The sequence below is a fragment of the Flagellimonas pacifica genome, assembly GCF_900215465.1.
Lineage (GTDB): Bacteria > Bacteroidota > Bacteroidia > Flavobacteriales > Flavobacteriaceae > Flagellimonas > Flagellimonas pacifica.
In genome coordinates this window covers 250,717-271,185 of the sequence record NZ_OBEH01000003.1, presented here as the reverse complement: position 1 = coordinate 271,185, position 20,469 = coordinate 250,717, and the positions used below count along the sequence as shown (strand labels likewise).

Here is a 20,469-nt window from a genome sequence, read left to right as displayed (position 1 = left end):
GGATTAAAATTTAAAGTTATAGGCAACAAAAGGTATTGGGGCTCCCAATACAGAAAATTCAAAGGTCTTTAGCTCGTTGTTCTGAAAGGTTGAAAACACAGAAAAGGCATTGGGACTGCCATAAACGTTATACAATCCAAAATTCCAGCTCCCTTGCCATTTTGTATTTGGATTCCCTTTTGGTCTATAGGTAAAAGAAATATCCATCCTATGGGTATCCGGAATCCGAAATGCATTCCTATCGGAGTACGTCAGGTAAGGATTTCCGTCAAACGTCAACCTTCCCGTCGGCACTGTACTTGGCCTGCCCGTTTGATAAGTAAAGAAAACACCCATATCCCATTTTTTTCCCAGATCATAATTTGCGGTAATGTTCAACAAATGTGGCCTGTCATAATTTGAAGGATAATACCTTCCATTATTTATATTCTCCGCATTGAACTTGCTTGTTGTTTTTCGTTTGGAGACGGAATACGTATAATTAAAATTACCAGTAAGCCTCCCTTTGTTTTTATAGAATCCAAGTTCCAGACCATATGCATATCCATCGGCAGGAAGCAACTGGGTCTCAATATTTTCATTAATGAACAGATCGGCTCCATTTTTATACTCCACAAAGTTTTTAAAGGTTTTATAATACCCGTCCACTGTCATGTTATACTTTCTATCTGGGGTATCATAAGCATAGCCACCCGATATCTGATTTACCTCAATGGGCTTTATATGCGCCCCTGAAGGCTTCCAAATATCAAAAGGTAATGCGGCAGCGGTATTGGATATAAGGTGGATGTATTGAAATGTTCTGTTATATCCTATTTTAAGGGCTTTTCGATCACTCAAATCATACTTGAGCGAGAAACGGGGCTCAAAACCTGAATAGCTTTCAATAATTTCTCCTTTCTTATACTTCTTCAAACCAGTAATTGTGTTTACCGTCAAAGGAAAATCAGGATTGTATTGAGAAACCGTATTTGGACCCATATTTCCTAACCAAGAATAACGAAGACCCAGGTTTAGGGAAAATTTATCCCAAGTCTTTTCTATTTCATAATAGGGCGCGATTTCCAAACCTTTATCAACATTAAAACCCTTGGGGCTCAATCCTGCTTCGTTACTTGAAAGTTCGGCTGGATTAAATTTATAAAGTGTACCATTTATTCCAAATCTCATTTTTGTATCGGGATTTGCATAGTAGGTGAAATCAGGTTTCACTATCCAGTTTTCTACGCCGGAATTCCATTTAAACGTACCTGCTCCATTTATAAATCCTCCATTATCATTTTGAGATGTTAGAAAATATTTATAGCTACTGTAGATTCCAGACACATTCATAAACAATTTATCCGAGAAAAGATGGTTCCAGCGTATTGTGGCCGTAGCATTTTTCCATCTAAAATCTATGGAAGTATCAGGTTCATTTGGCTCACTGGCACTAGCGGTATCATCCAACTTCATAACATCCGCTCCAAAATAACCTGAAGCAAATAGTTTGTTGTTCTCATTAACATTCCAAGATAGTTTAGTGTTCAAATCATAAAAAAATACTTTACTGTTTTTAATATCCCCCCCTATTAACGGGAAAAACAAATCAAAATATGACCTACGGCCAGAAACCAAAAAGTTCAGTTTTTCTTTTACTATAGGTCCTTCTAGGGTTATTCTTGAAAATAACGTTCCTAATCCTCCTTCCCCTTTAAACTCTTTGGTATTGCCTTCTTTTTGACGGATATCCAGCACCGAGGAGGCCCTTCCGCCATAACGGGCAGGAATTCCTCCTTTGTAAAGCGTCATGTCTTTTATGGCATCGGTATTTACTACAGAGAAGAGGCCCCATAAATGTGAAGACACATATAATGGTGCTTCATCGAGCAAGGTTAGGTTTTGATCAATATTACCTCCTCTAACGTTGAAGCCCGCAGTGCCTTCACCTACCGAGGTTACACCTGGCTGTGTCAATATGGCTCTGTTTATATCTGGCTCTCCAAAAAAAGCTGGCAATTGCTTAATGTCTGCCACTTTTAAATTATTTACGCCAGACAAAACATTGCGTACCTGGCTTTTGTTTTTTGTGTCCGATGTAACCACTACTTCGTCAAGTGCGTTTGATGAAGGCTGTAATTCAAAATTCCGTTTAATGTCATTATTTAGGTCAAGAGCCAAATCCTGTGAAATATATCCCAAATAAGAGATTTGAAGTGTATAATTGCCCCGAGGCAAGGTCAAGGAATAAAAACCATACTCGTTTGTAGTAGCTCCTTTGCTCTCACCGACCACTATCACATTTGCTCCAAGTAATGTTTCCCCTGTTTCAGCATCTTTAATGGTCCCACTTATGGTATAACCTTGATTCTGCAATTTTCGATGGGAAAGAATGACCATGTCCTTTCTTAATCTATAATCTATGCCCGTGTTGAACAATAGTACTTCCATAACTGATGAAATGTCTTTTTCAAAAACATCAATACTTACTTTCTGACTGCTATCTATTTCATCATTGTTGTACACAAAACTATAGGTGGTCTGGGACTCTATTTCGCCAAGTACGGATTGTAAGGCGGTATTCTCCATTTTCAAGCTGACCTTATTTTGGGAAAAACCTGTGAATGCCATTAATTGGAAGGAACATACTAAGTAAATGGTAAAGGATAATTTCATTAAAAAAACACCTTTTTTTGAAACATGTTTCTGTTTAAATAAAACAGCGATTTGCTTTATTTTCATAAATTTGAATGTTGTTGATTCATACTGATTTTAGACGATTGGTGTATTGACACACTAGGTGGGAAAGCGGCAATTTTCCCACTTTTTTTTATTTGATCACCCACTCATTTGTTCGTTGGTTTAGGTGATACTCAAAATTCTTAGAGGCCTTAAGAACCTCTAACATTTCTTCTACGGGGGTCGATTTATCGAAGGATGCAGTAAATCTAGAGCCTGCAATGGATTTGTTCTCAAAAACCAGTTTTACATTTAACTGATTGCTTAGGTCACTGGCGATACTTTTGAACGGTGTATTCTCAAATCTAATTTTGCCCGATCTCCAAGCTAAAACCTGCTGCTTGTTTTGAATTATGCTCTTTATGGGTATTCCATCAGCCTTGGCTATTCTAATGTTGTCATTAGGAAGCATTATGATCTTCTCCTCAAAATAACGCTCTGATGATACTTCAACTTTTCCCGTTAAAAGCGTTGTCTCCAAGTATGTGTTCTCTGGATAGGCCTTGACATTAAAACTTGTACCCAAGGCTTTTACAACAACATTATCGGGCGTTTCCACCGTAAAAGGTCGGGTTTTGTCTTTCGATACCTCAAAAAAGGCCTCACCGCTCAGTTGTATTGTTCTCGGGGCATCTTCTTCAAAGGAAATTTTACTCCCTGCATTCAGCCAAACCACAGAACCATCCGAAAGGGCCACTTGCCTTTCTTCCCCATAACCCGTTTCTATGGTAATACTATTGCTGGATAAGTTTTGGTAGGTAATACCAGCTATGGAGATAAACAACACTACAACAGCAGCATATTTCAGTACCTTTTGTATACGATGCCTTTTTCTGTCAATAGGGTTGACAGATGAGAAAAATTTCGCTTTCTCTTCGGCCATGTCAATGGTTTCTTCAAATGGATTTTTCGTAGCCCTATAAAGTTTCACGATAGAATTGAACAACTGTTCATCAAAACCATTGGAATTTTTCCAACGCTCAACCTTTGCTCGCGTAATTTCATCTGCTTGCTCAGAGACATAGGCCCAAATCTCTGCTTCATCGACTATGTTATCTTTCATAATGGGTACTTTACTATAAGACGTTTGTGCCCAAGCAATACCCTATTTCATTTTACAAATAGTCCTTTAGCTCTTTTCTGAAAGTATGTAGTGCCCGTGAAATATGTAATTCCACAGTCTTGACCGAGATATTCTTTAAAGCTGCAATCTCTTGGTAGGTAAGACCTTTATCCCTTGACAACTTAAAAATATCAGCAGTTTTGGGTGGTAGTGAATTGTAGATTTTCTCTATTTCTTTTTCCAACTCCCATTTACTGTCAATATCTTCAGTGAAGCTAGTATTTAGTTTGTATAAGTTGAAGTGTTTTTCCTGTGTCTTCCTTTTTCGGTGGTTATCTATAATCTTATTTTTCAAGACTGTAATAAGATACGATTCTATGGCACGCTCGTCGTCTTTCACATTCTCAAAATTTTCCCAGAGCTTGATAAATGTTTCCTGAACAAGTTCTTTGGAAACATGGCTATCCTCAACTACTTTAAAAGCATAATTAAAAAGCCTTTTATAATGCTTCTCAAATAATACTGAGATTTTTTTCTTCTTAGTTCTTATGGACTTCATTTATCAATTTCCCGGTTCCAATTAGAGAATTAATAAACTGAACCAAGTTTAAATTAGCTTCTTTTTTTGAAAACCCTTTTGTTGGGCTTTGCGACGGTAAAACTATAAAATATTGCCATCCCAAAAGTTAAACAAAGACTAACAAACAACCCGATATAATCGTAAAACACTTTTATCCCCCATAAAACAAGGGGTTTCAGGTAGCAGAAAAAAATAGGGTGGTATTGGTTGAGAAACGTCTTATAATCAAATGTCAAATGAAATTCTTTAATCAATAACTAAAAAAACTGCGTAATGAAAAAAGTGTTTTTAATTTCCACGTTTATCTTCTTCATAATTTCTTGTACAAAAGAGGATAACCTTCCCATCAACTCAGATGTAATAGGAAAATGGAATTGGATATCAACCAAGGGTGGTGTTGGAAATAACGTAGACGAAACTCCAGCTTCTACAGAAAAAACGATTGTATTGATACTGAACAAAAACTATACGTATTCGATTTTAGAAAATGATTCAGAGATTTCAAATGGGACCTACGAAATGAAAACAAAAAAATCAATCTACAAAAAAGATTTGGAACGTTTTGTTTCCTATTCCAAAAATGTACAGGTACCCAATGTTATTGTCAGTGGTGTTTTAAGAGTACAATCTTCAGGCAACTTGAGCATCTTAGACAACAAAGCAGATGGACTCCAAAGTGACTTTAAAAAAGTAGAGTAAAGAGTAAGTTTAGGTTTGAGTGGGTTATGTTCAGTTGACTCCTAGGTTCAGAAACTGTTCCTGGGAGTCAATATTTTATTTTCGACCCTGTGGATTAAAATAGATAACAAAACTCAACAAAATGAAAATATAAAAAGTTGACCGCGGTAAGACTGAATATAACATCCTATCAATTGCGACAAGAATTTATCAATTTAAAAAGTGGTATAACTCTAATAAAAATTTGTCTGACGTTATATTACAAGTCCAATTTACAACATACTTGCTATGAGTCAGAACACTGAAATAAGATTAACTATAATTGATTAACTTACTACTTAAACCAATACAGATTTGAAAACGCTAAAAATATCAAAAGAGATTGAATTTCTATTGGGTAGCTTTGGGGCTGTTCAAAGTGCATTTTTAGGTATATATCTGTTTCTTGGCAAAAAGCACAATACCACAAACACACTGCTTTCAGTTTTCTTTTTTCTTATTACAGTAAGAGTTGTTAAGTCTTTGTTATGGGCATATTTAGATATGCTTCCCGTTTGGTTTATTAATATTGGTTTTATAGCCCATTTTGCTACTGGCCCAACATTACTTTTATATTTCTTATATGTTTTTAAACCAAAAAAATGGCATATACAGAATTACCTGCATTTTGTTCCTTCTTTACTACTCCTCCCATTTCTTTTTAGAATAAATGGAGGTAATTTTTGGCATATAGGTGGGTACTCTTTTTTATTATACCATCAATTGATCTATACCACTTTAACTTTTGGTATTCTATTACTTTTTTTGATTAAGACGAATAAACATACGTCTACCATTGAAAAAGAAAAAAAGTACTGGTTGTTTATCTTGTTTATTGGCGCTGCAAGCATACAACTGGCTTATTTTTCAAATTATGTACTAGGTTTGTCCCCATATCTATTGGGACCTATCATTTATGCTGTTTTTATATATATAATTGCATTCTATGCATTTTTAAACCAACGAATTTTTGAAGAGAAAGAAACAAGCTCCAAATACCAAAATATAAATATAACCACTCAGGAATTTGAGCATTATCAAAATAAGATCATTCAAGTTATTGAGGTAGATAAACCTTATCTGAATACCGACTATACTTTGGATAAATTATCAAAACAAATCTCATTGCCTACCTATTTGACATCTCACATCATCAATAAAGGGTTTAACACTAATTTTTCTGATTTTATTAATTTGTATCGTATTAACAAGGCAGCTTCTATGCTTACCTCTTCTTCTTATAATCATATTAAAATCTCACAAATAGCATATGATTGCGGTTTTAACACCTTGTCATCCTTTAACAGCTCGTTCAAAAAAATTAAGGGAACAACACCTTCGCAGTTTAAAAAGATTAAGCTGATGGATCTATAAATTTATCAGGCTTATTTATAGATCACACATATAATTTCATTCTAATTTATCAATATTGGATATACTAAGAATCCGAAAACATATACATTGATTTGTATTGGTCCCGTATTTGGGTTGTACAGACGGTTACAGTTTAAATAAGAATAGAAAAAATAAAATTGAATCATGATAGTTTGGCGTTCTCCAATCAAAAAATTATTTCTAAAATCAAAAGAGAAATTTGATGAATTAAAGAGGCAATGTCTCTTTTTTCCACTTTTTATGATAGGAAGCATTTTTGTATGTGGCTGTCAGGAGTATGGGAATGTTCTTTTAAAAATAAAAGTTGAAGAAACTGAAGGACTGGGAAGGCCTTTGGAGTATATCACAATTAATTTGCCTCGATTACATCTCGACCAAAAAGACTATCAGTTATATGCTCATTCTGTCGACGACACCATAAAAGTTCCTGTCCAAATTGTACGTTCCAAACTTAATGACAAGGGTAATCATGAAATGCAAGGCATATTACCAATTTCTATTGGAAGACATGAAACGAAAGAATATTTCATCAAAGTAGAACCAAACACGAATCTAAATGGAGACACTGATTTGGTTGTTACCGGCAGTGATTTAAATTTGACTGTTGAAAATAAGCACTATATAGCTTCCCTAAAGGAATATATAGGACATCAACAGCAGAAGTTGGGTTCCGGTCATTTAGGCAATCTTACCTTAAAGGAATTCAATGATGTAGTATTGGCTCGGAAAGACCCCAATCTAAAAATCCACTGGGCTCCAAATTTTAGCAAGGAAAATTTAAGTTACAAAACGATGGCCCACCTCAATTCGCCAGATTCAGTTTTTGTTTCAACAAAGGGACCATATTATTTTAGTTTATTTAGGAGTGGTCGTATTAAGGGGTATGAAAAAATCTTGCTGAATGGAAAATACAGGTTTTATGCCGGACTCCCCTATTTTATTTTTGAAAGTGAAATACACTTCACAGAAAACGATTCCGTGAACCTCTTGAGAAATGATGAGATGACCATGGATAGTTTATTTACCCACATAGCATTTCCTAAAGCAGGGGGAACCACTGTTCATTTACCTCTTTATGATGAAAGTACGATGACCTATTTGGATGAAAACCCAATTCCGGATGATGAGCCATGGTTATTTTTTTATAATAAACATGAATCCTTTGCCTTTGGCTCAATTAGATTACATTACGATAATAAGAATGTTTATGGTGATGATTCTCCCACCTTCAATAAGCATACAAAAATTACTGCAAGTGCCAATAATGGAAGGTACTGGAACAGGCGACTTATCCATAACAAAAATACCTTAGTGCCAAAGGGAAGTAAATACAACGAAAAGAATGCATACATCATATACAAGATTGATGAAAAAGACCCGGCAAAAACAATAAAATATTTTTACGAACGCCTAAAAAAACCTGTTAAGGTAAAGTATACACATTAACAATCCAGCATCTTTTCAACGATTAAAGCTATAAGAAATGAATACAAAAAATTATCTTCTTTTTACATTATCGATTATCCTTACAACTTACATAGGTAAAGCCCAAACACAGCAAACAGGTGATGATGGAATAATCCATGTCCCTGCTTTTGTTTTGCCAGAATCACAATTCTTAAGTGATAAATCAAAGGCCATATTAAAAGAACAGCGTGCCTATAGAGCTAAGGCATGGAAAAAAATGAAACGCGCTTGTCCTCCTCTGAAAGAAGGGGCCAGTCTTGAAGAAAGACAACAATACAGGGAATGTTTAGCCGCTCATTTTTATACAACACCAGCCTATAAAAAAACAATTTCAAGATATCCAATAAATATTGTAATTGACACTATAAATGGAGTTTATACTGAAGTTTTTACGCCTAAAAATGGTGTCCCAAAAGAAAATCAACACAAGGTTTTGGTCAGTTTGCATTCTGGTGCATTTCAATTTGATGCTCGAACGGCAAGCCGGATAGAGTCCATACCTATTGCAGCCCTTAGCGAAATAAAGGTGATTAGCATTGACTATAGAATGGGACCAGAATATCAATTTCCAGCAGCCAGTGAAGATGTTACAGCTGTATATAAAGCTTTGCTGAAAGAGTACAAGCCTGAAAATATAGGAATTTATGGTACTGCCGCAGGGGGGATGTTGACCACACAAGCCATGGCTTGGTTTCAAAAAGAAAACCTGCCCATGCCCGGTGCCATAGGTATGATTGGCATGGCTGCTGCCGAACCAAGACCAAAAACGGATACAATGCACATTGTTTCTGCAATGGAAGGGCATGAAGGAATTGCTCCTTTTACTGTTTTTGAGCCTTACTTTGGAGCCGACGCAGATTTTGATGACCCTCTTTTAGTTCCATTAAACTCTAAGAAAATACTTTCCAAATTTCCACCATCATTGCTCATCGTTTCTACTCGTGATTTTCATATGAGTTCTGTTGTTTACACACATACTCAATTGGTGAAACTTGGTGTAGAAGCTGATTTACATGTATGGGAAGGTGTAGGTCACGTATTCACGGCAAATGTTGAATTACCTGAATCCAGAGAAGCCTTTGATGTAATTGTTAATTTCTTCAAAAAACATTTGGAGTAATATAGTCCGGTAGGTCTGCTTATTGTCCGGAAAACTTTCTTTCAAAAATTGTTACATGATTTTAGCAATTATATAGTTTATCTTCTAAAATCTCACATTTGAACCCTTCGTTTTGGATTATTTGAATGATCTTTTTATTATTAATTGAACTCCCTTCAATCCTTAGAATAGAATGACCACAGGGATAAGGTTTTTCAAAATCCTCTAGATCAAAATTAATTTTAAACTTTGGGAGGGTGTGTTCAAGAACTTTTAATGTCTCTTCTGCCTGTTTTGGCTCTTTGACATTTGTAATAAAGACCTCTACCATATCAAAAATTCTCTTCGGTTAACTCTTTGTTAATTGCAGCTCCCGTAATGTTACCACCATAAACTGCAGTTGCCACTGAGCGCATCATAGAACTATTATCGCCACAAGCAAAAATATCTTCTTCGCTTGTTTTGTGCATAAAATCCACTTCAATATATCCATGTTCGGTAAATTTACAGCCCAGTTCTTTTGGTAGGTTGGAGTGTTGTTCAAATGGAACATTGGCATAAACTGTCTTGAAATTCTCTTTAGTTCCATCATTAAAAATAACTTTTTCAATGTGACCATTTAGATGTTCCACTTCTACAACTTCCTTTTCAATTACTTCAATATCATGCTTATCAAACTTTTTTAATTGTTCTTCGTTGAAATCCATCTTTCCCGAAGTCAAAATGGTCAAATCATTGGTAAGGTTATTCACCAAGGAAGCAAGGTGAAAAGCCTTTTCTCCGTTAGCCAAAATTGCAGTTCTAACTGCTTTATGTTCATATCCATGACAGTAAGGGCAGTGTATTATTGAAATTCCCCAACAGTCCAAAAAACCCTTTATATAATGTATTTGGTCTTTAATTCCTGTTGCCAATACTAATTTCTTTGAAGCAAAAACATCTCCGTTGGATGCTGAAATTTCAAAACCTTCATTTATCCTCTTTCCGCTGATTGCCAATCCTTCATAAAACTTTATGCTGTCGTATTTTAACACTTGATATTTTGCAATCTTGGAAATTTCTTGGGGTGTACTTCCATCTTGAGTTAGAAAGTTATGGGAATGTGGTGTTTGCTTATTGCAGGGGTTACCGCTGTCAATAACAAGTACTTTTCTTAACGACCTACCTAGTGCCATTGCTGCCGAAAGGCCTGCGTAACTACCTCCAATTATGATGACTTCAAAATCTTTTCTTTCATTCATATCCATATATTCTGTAAAACTTGTTAGCGGTGCAGACAAAGTAACAACCAAGGTAACTGTCCCTACTTGTTTATTGTTTATCTTTTATTCATCAAGACGATTTTAATTGGGATTACATCGCATTAAGGTTTTGCAAATGTATTGTTTTTTCATATTATTGCAACATATTCGCAATAATAAATTTCGACCAGTTTGAAAGAAGTAATGAAAAGAAGAAATACACCCACAAAAGAAGCCGTACTGGATGTTTTGATAACGACAGGTAAAGCTATGAGTCAAGATGCGATTGAGCGGGAGATAGATATTAATATAAATAGGGCCACTATCTATCGGGTATTAAATCGTTTTTGTGAAGATGGGATTCTACATAGAATTGTGGCTGAAGATGGGAAACAATATTTTGCCATGTGTATTAATTGTGATGAAAACCCAAAACCTTTATATCATTTTCATTTTAGATGCATTAAATGTGAAACCATTGAGTGCCTTCCTAAAGAAGTTAACTTCTCATTGCCAAAAGATTATTTGATTGAAAATGTGAACTGTGTACTTTCTGGTGTTTGTAAAGATTGTTCTCAACTAGCTATTTAACATAACTGATTTTACTCTAAAAATTCATTGGTTCAGTCCATTTTCTAGAAGTAGTTTGCTAAAGCCATTATCCCATTATAAGAAATAACCAAAGAAAAGAATAATGCGGCTATCAGGCTAATATTAATCCATAGACCTGTTCTATATCCTTTCATCAATTTTTTGTTGTTAATGAATAGAATAATCCCAATAATGACCAATGGCAACACAAAAACATTGAAAATTTGAGAGAGTATCTGCATCTCTACAGGATTTGATCCAAATACGGGAACAATAAATGCAAATAAACATGCAAAGGCCGTAATTCTCTTGAATTGATTGGAATTGGTATCCAACTTCCCTTATTTTCGTCACATTCATTCACCGAACTCTACATCTTTTAAATAATTTTAGATGATATCAGATGGATACAATAAAAATGAAAAGCACTGTCATCTGACTGATTGACAGTGCTTTGATACCCACTGAAAAGTGGTTCGTCGGGATGACAGGATTTGAACCTGCGACCCCACGCCCCCCAGGCGTGTGCGCTACCGGGCTGCGCTACATCCCGAAAATGGATTGCAAAAATATAAATTTAAATGAAAGTTCTACTACTTTTAAAAAAGTAAAATCCAGATTTAAATTCCCATAAGGAATTCCCGTATTTCTATACAAAAGGCCTCTCTGGCTTCGGCCGAATCGTATGTAGGGTTTAGCAGAAAATATCCCAAGGTTTGATCTTGACAAAACTCATCAATATCTTTTCCTTTCCAAAAATGAAAACTCATCAATAGCGTGTTGTAATCAATTTTATATGGTTTATGTAACTCACCATAACCATTTAGATACAAGTTTAGTTGGAATATGGAATAATCAAGGTTATCAGGTTCATTAGTTAAAAAGGAAGGAATTAGCGCAGGGGTGTTTTTATTCATTTGCTAGTTTGTTTGAGAATGGGGTTTTATCTTCTCTCAAAGAAAACTACAATGTAATTAAATACCTACTTGATTTTCTTGCTAGAACGACAGACTCTCCACTTGTATAGACGAACTTCAAATTTCCCTAGATGAACTAAATAAATTGTAAAAACATCAATTCAAATAACGAAATATGACATGCTATATGGTAAATATACTTAAAAAAGTATAAGCCTATCTATAGAGCGTAAAATGACCAACATATTGTTGTTTCTCGCGGTCATTGGCATAAACCACATACCAATAATCACCTGTGGGCAATGGAGACCCCTCATATGTTCCATCCCATTTCTTTACTTGATCTAAGCGTGCTACCACCCTTCCGTATCTATCATAGATAATAACATCTATATTAGGGAAGAACTCTCTATTTTCTGGATACCAGTAATCATTTAGATTATCACCATCAGGTGTAAAGAAAGGTGGTATTTCTGGCATTCCGTCAAAATTAAATGGCATAACCAAATTAGCTTCACACCCGTTTTGATCCCTAACCATAACATTAATGTTGGCATCCATATTCACTGCAAAAGTATTGACCTCTCCATACGATTCTCCTTGGAAGAAGTATTCATATCCTCCAAATCCTCCAGATGCAGTTGCCTTTATTTTGTTAGGTCCAATTTTCTCAGCCGTTAGTGTCAATGGTTCATAGGCGTCAATTTCAAACTCAACAAAGGTCACACAACCATTTTGATGATATATATAAACTGTATGCTCACCTGACGGTAAATCTCCAAAAATTCGTTGATCCGTGGCCAATTGAATATTGTCAACATCCAGAGAGAACATTAAGTTGGGCAATAAAGAACTATCTGTTATTGATACTGTAGCTGTACTATTTGGAAAAATACCATCGCAACCATATTCCACTATTGGTTCTGCCATTAATTCTATACCCACTCCAATTTCAGCTATCACATTGGTTTGACATCCATTAGAATCTCTTATGAAAACCACATATGTCTCACCACCAGTTAGATTATCAAAAAACAAGGTGTCATTTCGAACAAAATCAGCATCATCTGCAGAGTTAACACTGGTATAATACGGTGCCGTACCTCCTGTAACTTCCAAAGTCAAGGTTCCGTCTTCGTCACCTAGGCAAACTTCTGGGGTTGTTGCGGCTATCCCGGCTATTAACTCCATAGGCTGGGTAATCTCCACGGTACGGGTAATGGTACATCCAAGATCATCCTGAATAATCACATCATAAGTTCTTGGTGACAAATCGTTAAATGTTTTTCTATTTGGATTGAACGGGTCATCTCCTTCAAAAAACTCACTTAAAGTATCGGATATTGAATACCTAATTGCTCCGGTACCTCCACTAGCTTCAATTATAATCTGTCCATTAGTATCTCCATGACAAACTACTGGAACGGCTTCTAAATATTCTAATACCAAAGGTGGTTTCGGTTCAATAACAATAGGGTCTGATATAGCTTCACAACCGCCACTTTGTGCATATACATAGTAAGTTCCTGGGTCAAGGTTTCTGAAAATTCCAGAGCTCTGAGCCGATCTTACGGTATTGGACGCAGTTGGGCTAGGTGGAGTATTCGAATTTAATAGCGTGTATACATAACTTCCTATTCCTCCAAACGCTTCAGATCTGATAATTCCAGTTGCTTCACCAGCGCAGTTTATGGTTGCATTGGTCAAGTCTAATGCAATTACCAAAGGCGCAGCTGGATCTAACGAAATTTGATTAGATTTTTCAAATGGACATCCATTGGAGTTCTGAACATCATATTGAAATGGTCCTGGGTCTACAGTAATATCTACGGCAATTTCAACACTGGACAATCCTGTTCCAAATGGTGTAAAAGGATCGGCTGTTCCAGCTCTTCGATAAAAATAGTCCACGCCAGCTTCTGGATTGGTAACCGTAAGTTCCATTCTACCCAAATCTCCACAACCGGGAGGTTGAAGCTCCCTTAGTTCAGCAATCACAATTTCGGGGTCTTGAACCATGATCGGCAAAGTGGTAAAACTACAGTTCCATCCATCAAAAATGGTAATGGTATATTCTCCTGCGGATAAATTGGCAAAAGTTGGCGTAGTTTGGAGTCCACTATTGGTACCATCTGTAATCCTATTCAATTGATACAAATAATTGCCAGGTCCTTGGCCTCCTACAACATTATACGCCTCAATAACACCATCGTTATCATTATTACAACGCAATGGTTGAACTATCTGAATATCTGAGGTAATTGGAGTTGGTAGTGGTAAGTTTACCGTGTTGCTTGCCTCACAACCTCTAAAATCTCTAATATTAACCGTATAGGTACCAGTAGATAGGTTTTGGAATATAGGGTTTGTATTTGGGTAGTCAACCAATACCGTTGTTCCGTCTGGAGCTATCAATTGATATTCATAGGTCCCCCAACCACCATCTCCTGTTGCAGTAATCTCGCCAAAACCGGGTACGTTGCAGGTAACTTCCGTAGTTTGTATAGGGTCCACTGTAAGCGGTCTATCTGGGGAGCGAACAGTTACCACATTACTTGCAACATCACAAAATGGTGAACTCAAAGCCTCAACTCGTACAATAAGGTTACCAGCTGGAAGGCCTCCTATTATTTCTGGAGTATTGATAGGTGCGTTGGTATCAAAACTTCCCGTTACCCCAGTTGTGGTTTCTACTCCTGAATTATCTCTAGAAAAAACTTCGTAGTTATATACCCCACTATAGTTATTGATTTCCAAACTGATTTCTCCATCATTACCGTTAAAACAGGTAACTGGCCGTACCTCCGCTATTATTGCCTCAATGGTATTGTACTCAGGCATATTAACGGTGGATGTTAAATATGTACATCCTCCGCTACCAATATCGGTTACCGCAAAAATATAATCTCCCGGAGTTGAAATAGGCCAAGTAACCCTATCTGTTCCAGAGGAACTTCTAGCTGGTTCAGAGCCCAATGGCAATATCTCCACCTCATAGTTTCCAGGACCCTCATTTACAATAATGGTTATGGAACCGGGATTTACAGCTGTCCCTGATGCATCACAAGTAAGCTGGTCAACTGAATAACTAAATGTTATATCCGTAGGAGTATTTATATTAACCGTAGTTGTTTCTTCACATCCATTTTGATCTCGAGCAGTAAGAATGATACTTTGGTTGGTACCATTATCAATAACCTCAAATACATTGCTAGTTTGAAAATTAGTACCATCAAACTGTGGGGTGCCATCGTTCATGCTATAAGTGTATGGCCCTGTTCCGGTTGCAGTTCCTGAACCATCGCCATTGGTATCGGTATAAATTGTAATTGTGGCGGTGCTAAACTGATTGCTTGATGGGTTGCAACTGAATTCTGTGTTGATGGCATTCACCTGCAACAATGTTGGTTCATTAATGATAACATCTCCCGAGCGGTCTGTACACCCTCTATCCGAAACCACTTCCACTTGGTAGGTATTTGGCCCAAGATTATCAAAAACTGGTGAAGGCTGTGGTCCTGCCAAAACTGTTGAGCTCGCTCCATCATACAAAACATAATTTATAGGAGTATCCGTATCACTACCTGGTTGAAGTTCCACTGAAATTGAACCATCAGCGGCACCATTACAACTAATACTGGTGTTTGGTGTTGCTGTAATCACAGGTGTATTCACCGTAGATACTCTTACAACAGCCTCATCTGAACAAAGAGGTGCCGTGTTAGAGCTTAAATCAGTCACCAAAATGTTATAGTCTCCAGGCAACACACTGTTAAAAACATTGGAGCTTTGTGCAGGTCCAATATTGACCAAAGTACCAGCGTCACGTAATTGGAATTCAAAATTACCACTACCTCCCGTAGTGTTTACAGTAATAACACCATCTCCAGCATTACAGGTTGGGAAAGATGTGGCATCGGCAGATATAGCAAAGAAATCAAAGACATCTGCGGTAATAGTGTCGGTACAGCCATTACCATCCCTTATGGTAATAACATAACTTCCAGGGTTTGGTACAACAAAATTCACACTGCTTTGAAAGCCACTTCCAATATCGTACATAAAGGTTTCATTAGGCAATCCAGAACCTGTTGACAGTGGCGCTGTAACCTCTATTTGATAACCACTTGTTGCAGTACATTGATTGGTAACATCTATTGCCGGAGTTGGAATTCCTGGTTCTTGGGATACAGTAACCGTGGTCAAAGCAGTACATCCGTTGGCATCCTCTACATAAAAATCATAATCGACAGGATATGGCCCAGATATCTCAAAAGTAGTATCCGTTCCAAAGGTGGTTGGGGCTGGATTTCCAGTTGGAACGTAAGCATAGCCAAAAGGAGCTGTTCCACCAAAACCTCTAACGGTAACAAATGCACCTGCATTACAGGTAGCTTGCACATTGTTATCCACAACAATGGTGGGTGAACTGAATCCTATAAATACCAAAGTGCTTCCGCTACATCCGGTATCCGTATCGGTGACTATGATCTGGTAATTACCGGGCGCCAATCCTGTGAATGTATCATTAAATGGAATAGGCTCATTGGTGTAGGAGATTGGACCTGAAATGGTAGCCCCAGTATCTGTGTTTTCAAGAGTTACCGTAAAATTTGCTGGGTTAGCAGGCAGGCCAGAAACTTGAAAGTCGATTCCTCCACTTCCAGAAACATTACAGGATGCTGTGGTAGTCGTTGCCGCTACCGTAACCGGACTTGGGGCGGTTATAGGGTCTATTTCTTCAATATAGGTACATCCCAATGCGTCTCTTACCTCAACAAAATAGGTCACACCAAAAGTTACCTGACCAGTAAAGTCATATGTATCACCTCCCGAAGTAGCAGGATTAAAAGTAGGGTCTCCAACCAATCGGAATTCATATGGTGCCGTACCTCCTGTTGCACGAACACGGTAAGTAAACCCAACTACTGAACACAACGCTGGCGGTGTATCCAATGGAATCAAATCCAATACATTTTGGTCAAGAACCACATCATCCCTGTCCTCACAACCTTGCGAATCTGTAGTAACAATCGTATAGTTTCCAACATCAAGATTCGGGAAATTTACTGTTGTACTACCTGTTCCTATGGATTGAGCAACTAAATTTCCTCCAGCATCTAACAACACATAATCAAAAGGAGCGACTCCGTTATTGATGGTTGTTGAAATTGAACCTCTAACATTTCCTGCAGAACATACTGCAGGAGTTGGTGTTGCAGTGGCATCTAATGGTGCACTTGCGGCAATGGTCACGCTATATGGTGGACTAACACATCCTCTGCTGTCCCTAACAATAAAACCTCCATGGGTTCCAGGACCATATCCTGAAAAGATATTTTGTGTACTGAACGTGGCACCATTATCGTTACTGAACTCATACGGTGGAACCCCTTGAGAGGTATCAGCGATCACCTCCACAATACCACTCGTATTATCACCACATTGGGTATCCGTCCCTACTACAGAACCTGCTATGGTTTCAGGTGGAGTTATCGTCACAATATTTGACTCTGTGGTACACCCTTGACTATCTGTAATCAAAAATTGATAGGTAGTATCAGAAGTTATGGAACCATCATTCAGAATACTGTAAATGAAGGAATTTCCGGTAATGTTATTGTTGTTGGAAGTGTAACCACCTCCATTAATCTGTACTTCATAAATATCATAATCTCCACCCGAAGTATACCCATTGCTAATATTCACTTGAATTTGTGCAGGAGGGCCAGCACAATCCAGTTCTTGTATGGTTGTTGCCAAAGCAGTTACCTGAGGTTCAATGGTCTGGATTACCGTATCCCTACAATCATTGGCATCCACAACTTCAATGGTATAGGTTCCAGGTGTTAACCCCGAAAAACTATTGCCTACACCCAAAGCTCCTCCATTAATTCTAAATTGATATGGTGCCGCACCCAAAGTTGCATTCACTACCAAGGTGGCCGCGTTGAAATTATCATAACACAAATCTGAAGCACCAGAATCCAAAGTTAATGTTGGGGCCTGCAAAGCGGTTAATGTAAAGGAATCTGTGACTGTACACCCATTAGCGTCAGTAACACTAACTAGATAGGTTCCGGCCTGCGAAAGGTTAGAGAAAACACTTCCATTTTTTGGCCCTCTTGTTGAACTATCCGGCTGGGTCAAAGTATATCTATTACCTCCCCATCCACCTACAGTATTCACTCTAACGGCTCCGATATTTCCATTTTGGCAACTCATATCGGTCACATTCAAACTAGAAATAGCAAAAGCAGTAGAAGGTTCTTCAATAGTCAATGTAGCAGTATCGGTACAATTGGTGTCTTCATCGGTAACAGAAATCACATAACTTCCAGCAGTCAATCCAGTTACCGGAATTATTCCTGCATTCTGTGCTGTAAAAACTGTTCCCCCATCAATACTATAACTATATGTGGTATTAAATCCATCTACAAGGAAACGTCCTTCACCATCTGAACCTCCTACACAGGTAACCACTTTGGTCTGTTGCGCTTGAACTCCTATTGAACTAATATCGGTTATGGCATAACTCTCATCATAGGAACATCCTTCAGCATCAGTAACCCGAAAAGTGTAGGTTCCCAATCCCAATCCTGAGAATGTATCGTTATTCCCATTGTTGATTGCACTACCAGCGGGTGCAATAATTTCATAATTAAAAGGAGCCGTTCCTCCGGTGACTGTCAATCCAACTGAAGCTGTAGTTGTGATACAATCCAAGCTTGAAATTGCAAATGTCAAATCCGTTGGTTTGTTCAATGTATTAAAAACGATATCTGCAAGTGGCTGCACACATCCGTTGGCATCCCTTATTAAGGGTGTATAGGTCCCCACTCCTAAACTGGAGAAAACAGGATTGGTTCCAAAACCTGCTCCCACACTATATTCGTATGGTGCTGTCCCTCCTGAAACTCCTGAAATTGTGATCTGTCCTCCCGTTTCATTGGTACAAGTAGGCACAGAATCTGGTGTGGCCGTGGCATTTATAGTTGAAGGTGTCCCTATAGTCCCCATTATTGGAGTGGTTGTACAGGTAAATGAGTCTTGCTCATACCTCAATACAATATCATAAGTTCCCGGGGCAAGGTTTGAAAATACATTGCTGATTTGATAATTACTCCCATTATCGATACTGTATTCAATCTCATAACCAAATCCATTGGTTACATTAACCGTTATTCTCCCATTATTAGATCCTCCACAATTGGCATCTTCTTCTGTTATGTTAAATACTGGAGGCGGAATGTTAGGTACATCAACTGAAGCACTTCGCTGACATCCATTGGCATCTTCCACTAAAATTGCATAGGTTGCTGCAGTTGTAACCGTAAAGGTGGTAGATCCAGTGTAAGTGGGTCCAAATGGTCCTCCATCTACACTAAAACGATAAGGCGCCGTTCCTCCAGAGGTACTTAGGTTAACATCAACGGACGTTGCACCACAACCAAAACTTGCTGATGCCGTTGCGGAAACATCCAATGGACTGATTCCATTTCCAATTTCAATGGTTGCACCTCCTGTATCTGTAGTTACGGTCTCAGAACAATCATTGGTGTCCACTCTAATACTATAAACTCCCGGGCTTACGTTTGCAAATGTATAGGAATCGGAACCATTAGGTCCAAAAGTATCAACCGTAACACCGTTTTTTATTAAACGGTATGTATAAAACCCAGGAACGCCGGAAACGGAAACATCTATACTTCCCAATTCACTACTACAAAGAATGTCATTGGCCGTAACATCAACAGTTATATCCAAATCCTGAATATTGACCGTGTTTGATGGAAACAGACACGCACTTGCAGATACGTTCTTTAAACGCACCCATACCATGTAATTTCCCGAAGCGGTTACATCAAAGAAAGGATCATCTTGGTAAGGCCCTGCGGAATTGTTCAAACTATATTCATATCCTGCAGGCACATTGGTAACTTCAACCCTACCAGGATTTCCACAAATAATATCCTCCTTAATTAACTGCGGGTCTAATGGGTTTAGTGTAGACTTAAAATAATAATATTGACCAGAACCAATCCTCACTCTAAACTCTCCAGCAGAATCTAAGTTATATGTGGCATTCGTACCTACAGTATTCCAAGTACAAGCACCGTTTATCGTTGGACAATCATCCACTACGGTTGGTGCGCAGGTATTAGGGTCAAGTTTTTGCCATTCATAACTACCACCTGATTGGCTTAACGTTAATGTTCGTATATCACTGGTTCCACAAAGGAAAAATTTTGCAAGTGTACTACCGTCATTAGGACAAGTCACTTCCTCATTAGCTCCTTGGATAATGGTCATGAACATACTGCTATTAGCAGATAAGAAAACATCTGATTTAGTTGCCTTGTCAACAGCTTTTGAAGAAGCTTGTGCCTCTTCAACCTTGGGTTCAGAAACGGTGGATACTATTTTAGTCAGTATCCTGTTGACCTCTGTTTTTGCTAATACCGTGGAACAAAATATGGATAAAAACACCAACAACACGGCATATAGCAAATGCCTTGTTTTTTGAGGGAGCATAGGTTAAGTCTTGTTATGGTAGAATATCTCGGATTTGGGACCTTAATATTCTTAATTGTAATTATCTAAACTTATATATTCTCTTTATCTTTCGACTATCAAAAGCCGTAGTTCGTCTATAAAATCTATTATTTCAACGTAAATCT

General features: G+C 37.7%; 12 protein-coding genes and 1 tRNA gene. 5 read left to right on the top strand and 8 right to left on the bottom strand.

Annotation, left to right across the window (positions count from 1 at the left end; translation table 11 throughout):
• Nucleotides 1-3: 3 nt before the first annotated feature.
• The 3 genes from CRO15_RS11060 to CRO15_RS11050 all read right to left on the bottom strand — a co-directional run bounded on the left by CRO15_RS11060 (nucleotide 4) and on the right by CRO15_RS11050 (nucleotide 4,340).
• Nucleotides 4-2,655, bottom strand: a complete 2,652-nt coding sequence (locus CRO15_RS11060) for a TonB-dependent receptor (protein ID WP_165769946.1) — start codon at nucleotides 2,653-2,655, stop codon at nucleotides 4-6.
• Between the two features lie 154 nt (nucleotides 2,656-2,809).
• On the bottom strand, nucleotides 2,810-3,781 hold the full coding sequence (locus CRO15_RS11055) for a FecR family protein (RefSeq protein WP_097045889.1): 972 nt from the start codon (nucleotides 3,779-3,781) through the stop codon (nucleotides 2,810-2,812).
• A gap of 52 nt (nucleotides 3,782-3,833) precedes the next feature.
• Nucleotides 3,834-4,340, bottom strand: a complete 507-nt coding sequence (locus CRO15_RS11050; protein ID WP_097045888.1) for an RNA polymerase sigma factor — start codon at nucleotides 4,338-4,340, stop codon at nucleotides 3,834-3,836.
• Between the two features lie 294 nt (nucleotides 4,341-4,634).
• Between CRO15_RS11050 and CRO15_RS11045 the strand changes: the two genes are divergently transcribed.
• The 4 genes from CRO15_RS11045 to CRO15_RS11030 all read left to right on the top strand — a co-directional run bounded on the left by CRO15_RS11045 (nucleotide 4,635) and on the right by CRO15_RS11030 (nucleotide 9,060).
• On the top strand, nucleotides 4,635-5,060 hold the full coding sequence (locus CRO15_RS11045) for a hypothetical protein (protein WP_097045887.1): 426 nt from the start codon (nucleotides 4,635-4,637) through the stop codon (nucleotides 5,058-5,060).
• Between the two features lie 333 nt (nucleotides 5,061-5,393).
• Nucleotides 5,394-6,452, top strand: coding sequence for a helix-turn-helix domain-containing protein (locus CRO15_RS11040; protein ID WP_097045886.1), 1,059 nt, complete (start codon nucleotides 5,394-5,396; stop codon nucleotides 6,450-6,452).
• Between the two features lie 261 nt (nucleotides 6,453-6,713).
• Nucleotides 6,714-7,919 carry a hypothetical protein gene (locus CRO15_RS11035; RefSeq protein ID WP_133067245.1) on the top strand — a complete coding sequence of 402 codons (1,206 nt, stop codon included), beginning with the start codon at nucleotides 6,714-6,716 and terminating at the stop codon, nucleotides 7,917-7,919.
• Between the two features lie 37 nt (nucleotides 7,920-7,956).
• A complete protein-coding gene (locus CRO15_RS11030) occupies nucleotides 7,957-9,060 on the top strand; it encodes an alpha/beta hydrolase (RefSeq protein WP_097045884.1) in 1,104 nt (367 codons plus the stop codon).
• 311 nt (nucleotides 9,061-9,371) lie between these two features.
• Here CRO15_RS11030 and CRO15_RS11020 read toward each other — a convergent pair whose 3' ends face one another.
• Nucleotides 9,372-10,286, bottom strand: coding sequence for an NAD(P)/FAD-dependent oxidoreductase (locus CRO15_RS11020; protein ID WP_097045882.1), 915 nt, complete (start codon nucleotides 10,284-10,286; stop codon nucleotides 9,372-9,374).
• 186 nt (nucleotides 10,287-10,472) lie between these two features.
• On the opposite strand from CRO15_RS11020, the gene CRO15_RS11015 reads away from it, so the two are divergent.
• On the top strand, nucleotides 10,473-10,871 hold the full coding sequence (locus CRO15_RS11015) for a Fur family transcriptional regulator (protein WP_313788566.1): 399 nt from the start codon (nucleotides 10,473-10,475) through the stop codon (nucleotides 10,869-10,871).
• A gap of 44 nt (nucleotides 10,872-10,915) precedes the next feature.
• On the opposite strand, the gene CRO15_RS11010 is transcribed toward CRO15_RS11015, so the two are convergent.
• The 4 genes from CRO15_RS11010 to CRO15_RS10995 all read right to left on the bottom strand — a co-directional run bounded on the left by CRO15_RS11010 (nucleotide 10,916) and on the right by CRO15_RS10995 (nucleotide 20,323).
• Nucleotides 10,916-11,206: a divalent metal cation transporter gene (locus CRO15_RS11010; RefSeq protein WP_097045880.1), complete on the bottom strand. Its 291-nt coding sequence runs from the start codon at nucleotides 11,204-11,206 to the stop codon at nucleotides 10,916-10,918.
• A 144-nt stretch (nucleotides 11,207-11,350) separates the two neighbouring features.
• Nucleotides 11,351-11,424, bottom strand: a tRNA-Pro gene (locus tag CRO15_RS11005).
• A gap of 67 nt (nucleotides 11,425-11,491) precedes the next feature.
• Nucleotides 11,492-11,788, bottom strand: a complete 297-nt coding sequence (locus tag CRO15_RS11000; RefSeq protein ID WP_097045879.1) for a hypothetical protein — start codon at nucleotides 11,786-11,788, stop codon at nucleotides 11,492-11,494.
• A 216-nt stretch (nucleotides 11,789-12,004) separates the two neighbouring features.
• The gene (locus tag CRO15_RS10995) at nucleotides 12,005-20,323 is read right to left on the bottom strand and encodes a T9SS type B sorting domain-containing protein (RefSeq protein WP_097045878.1); all 8,319 of its coding nucleotides are present in this window, start codon (nucleotides 20,321-20,323) and stop codon (nucleotides 12,005-12,007) included.
• Nucleotides 20,324-20,469 lie beyond the last annotated feature (146 nt).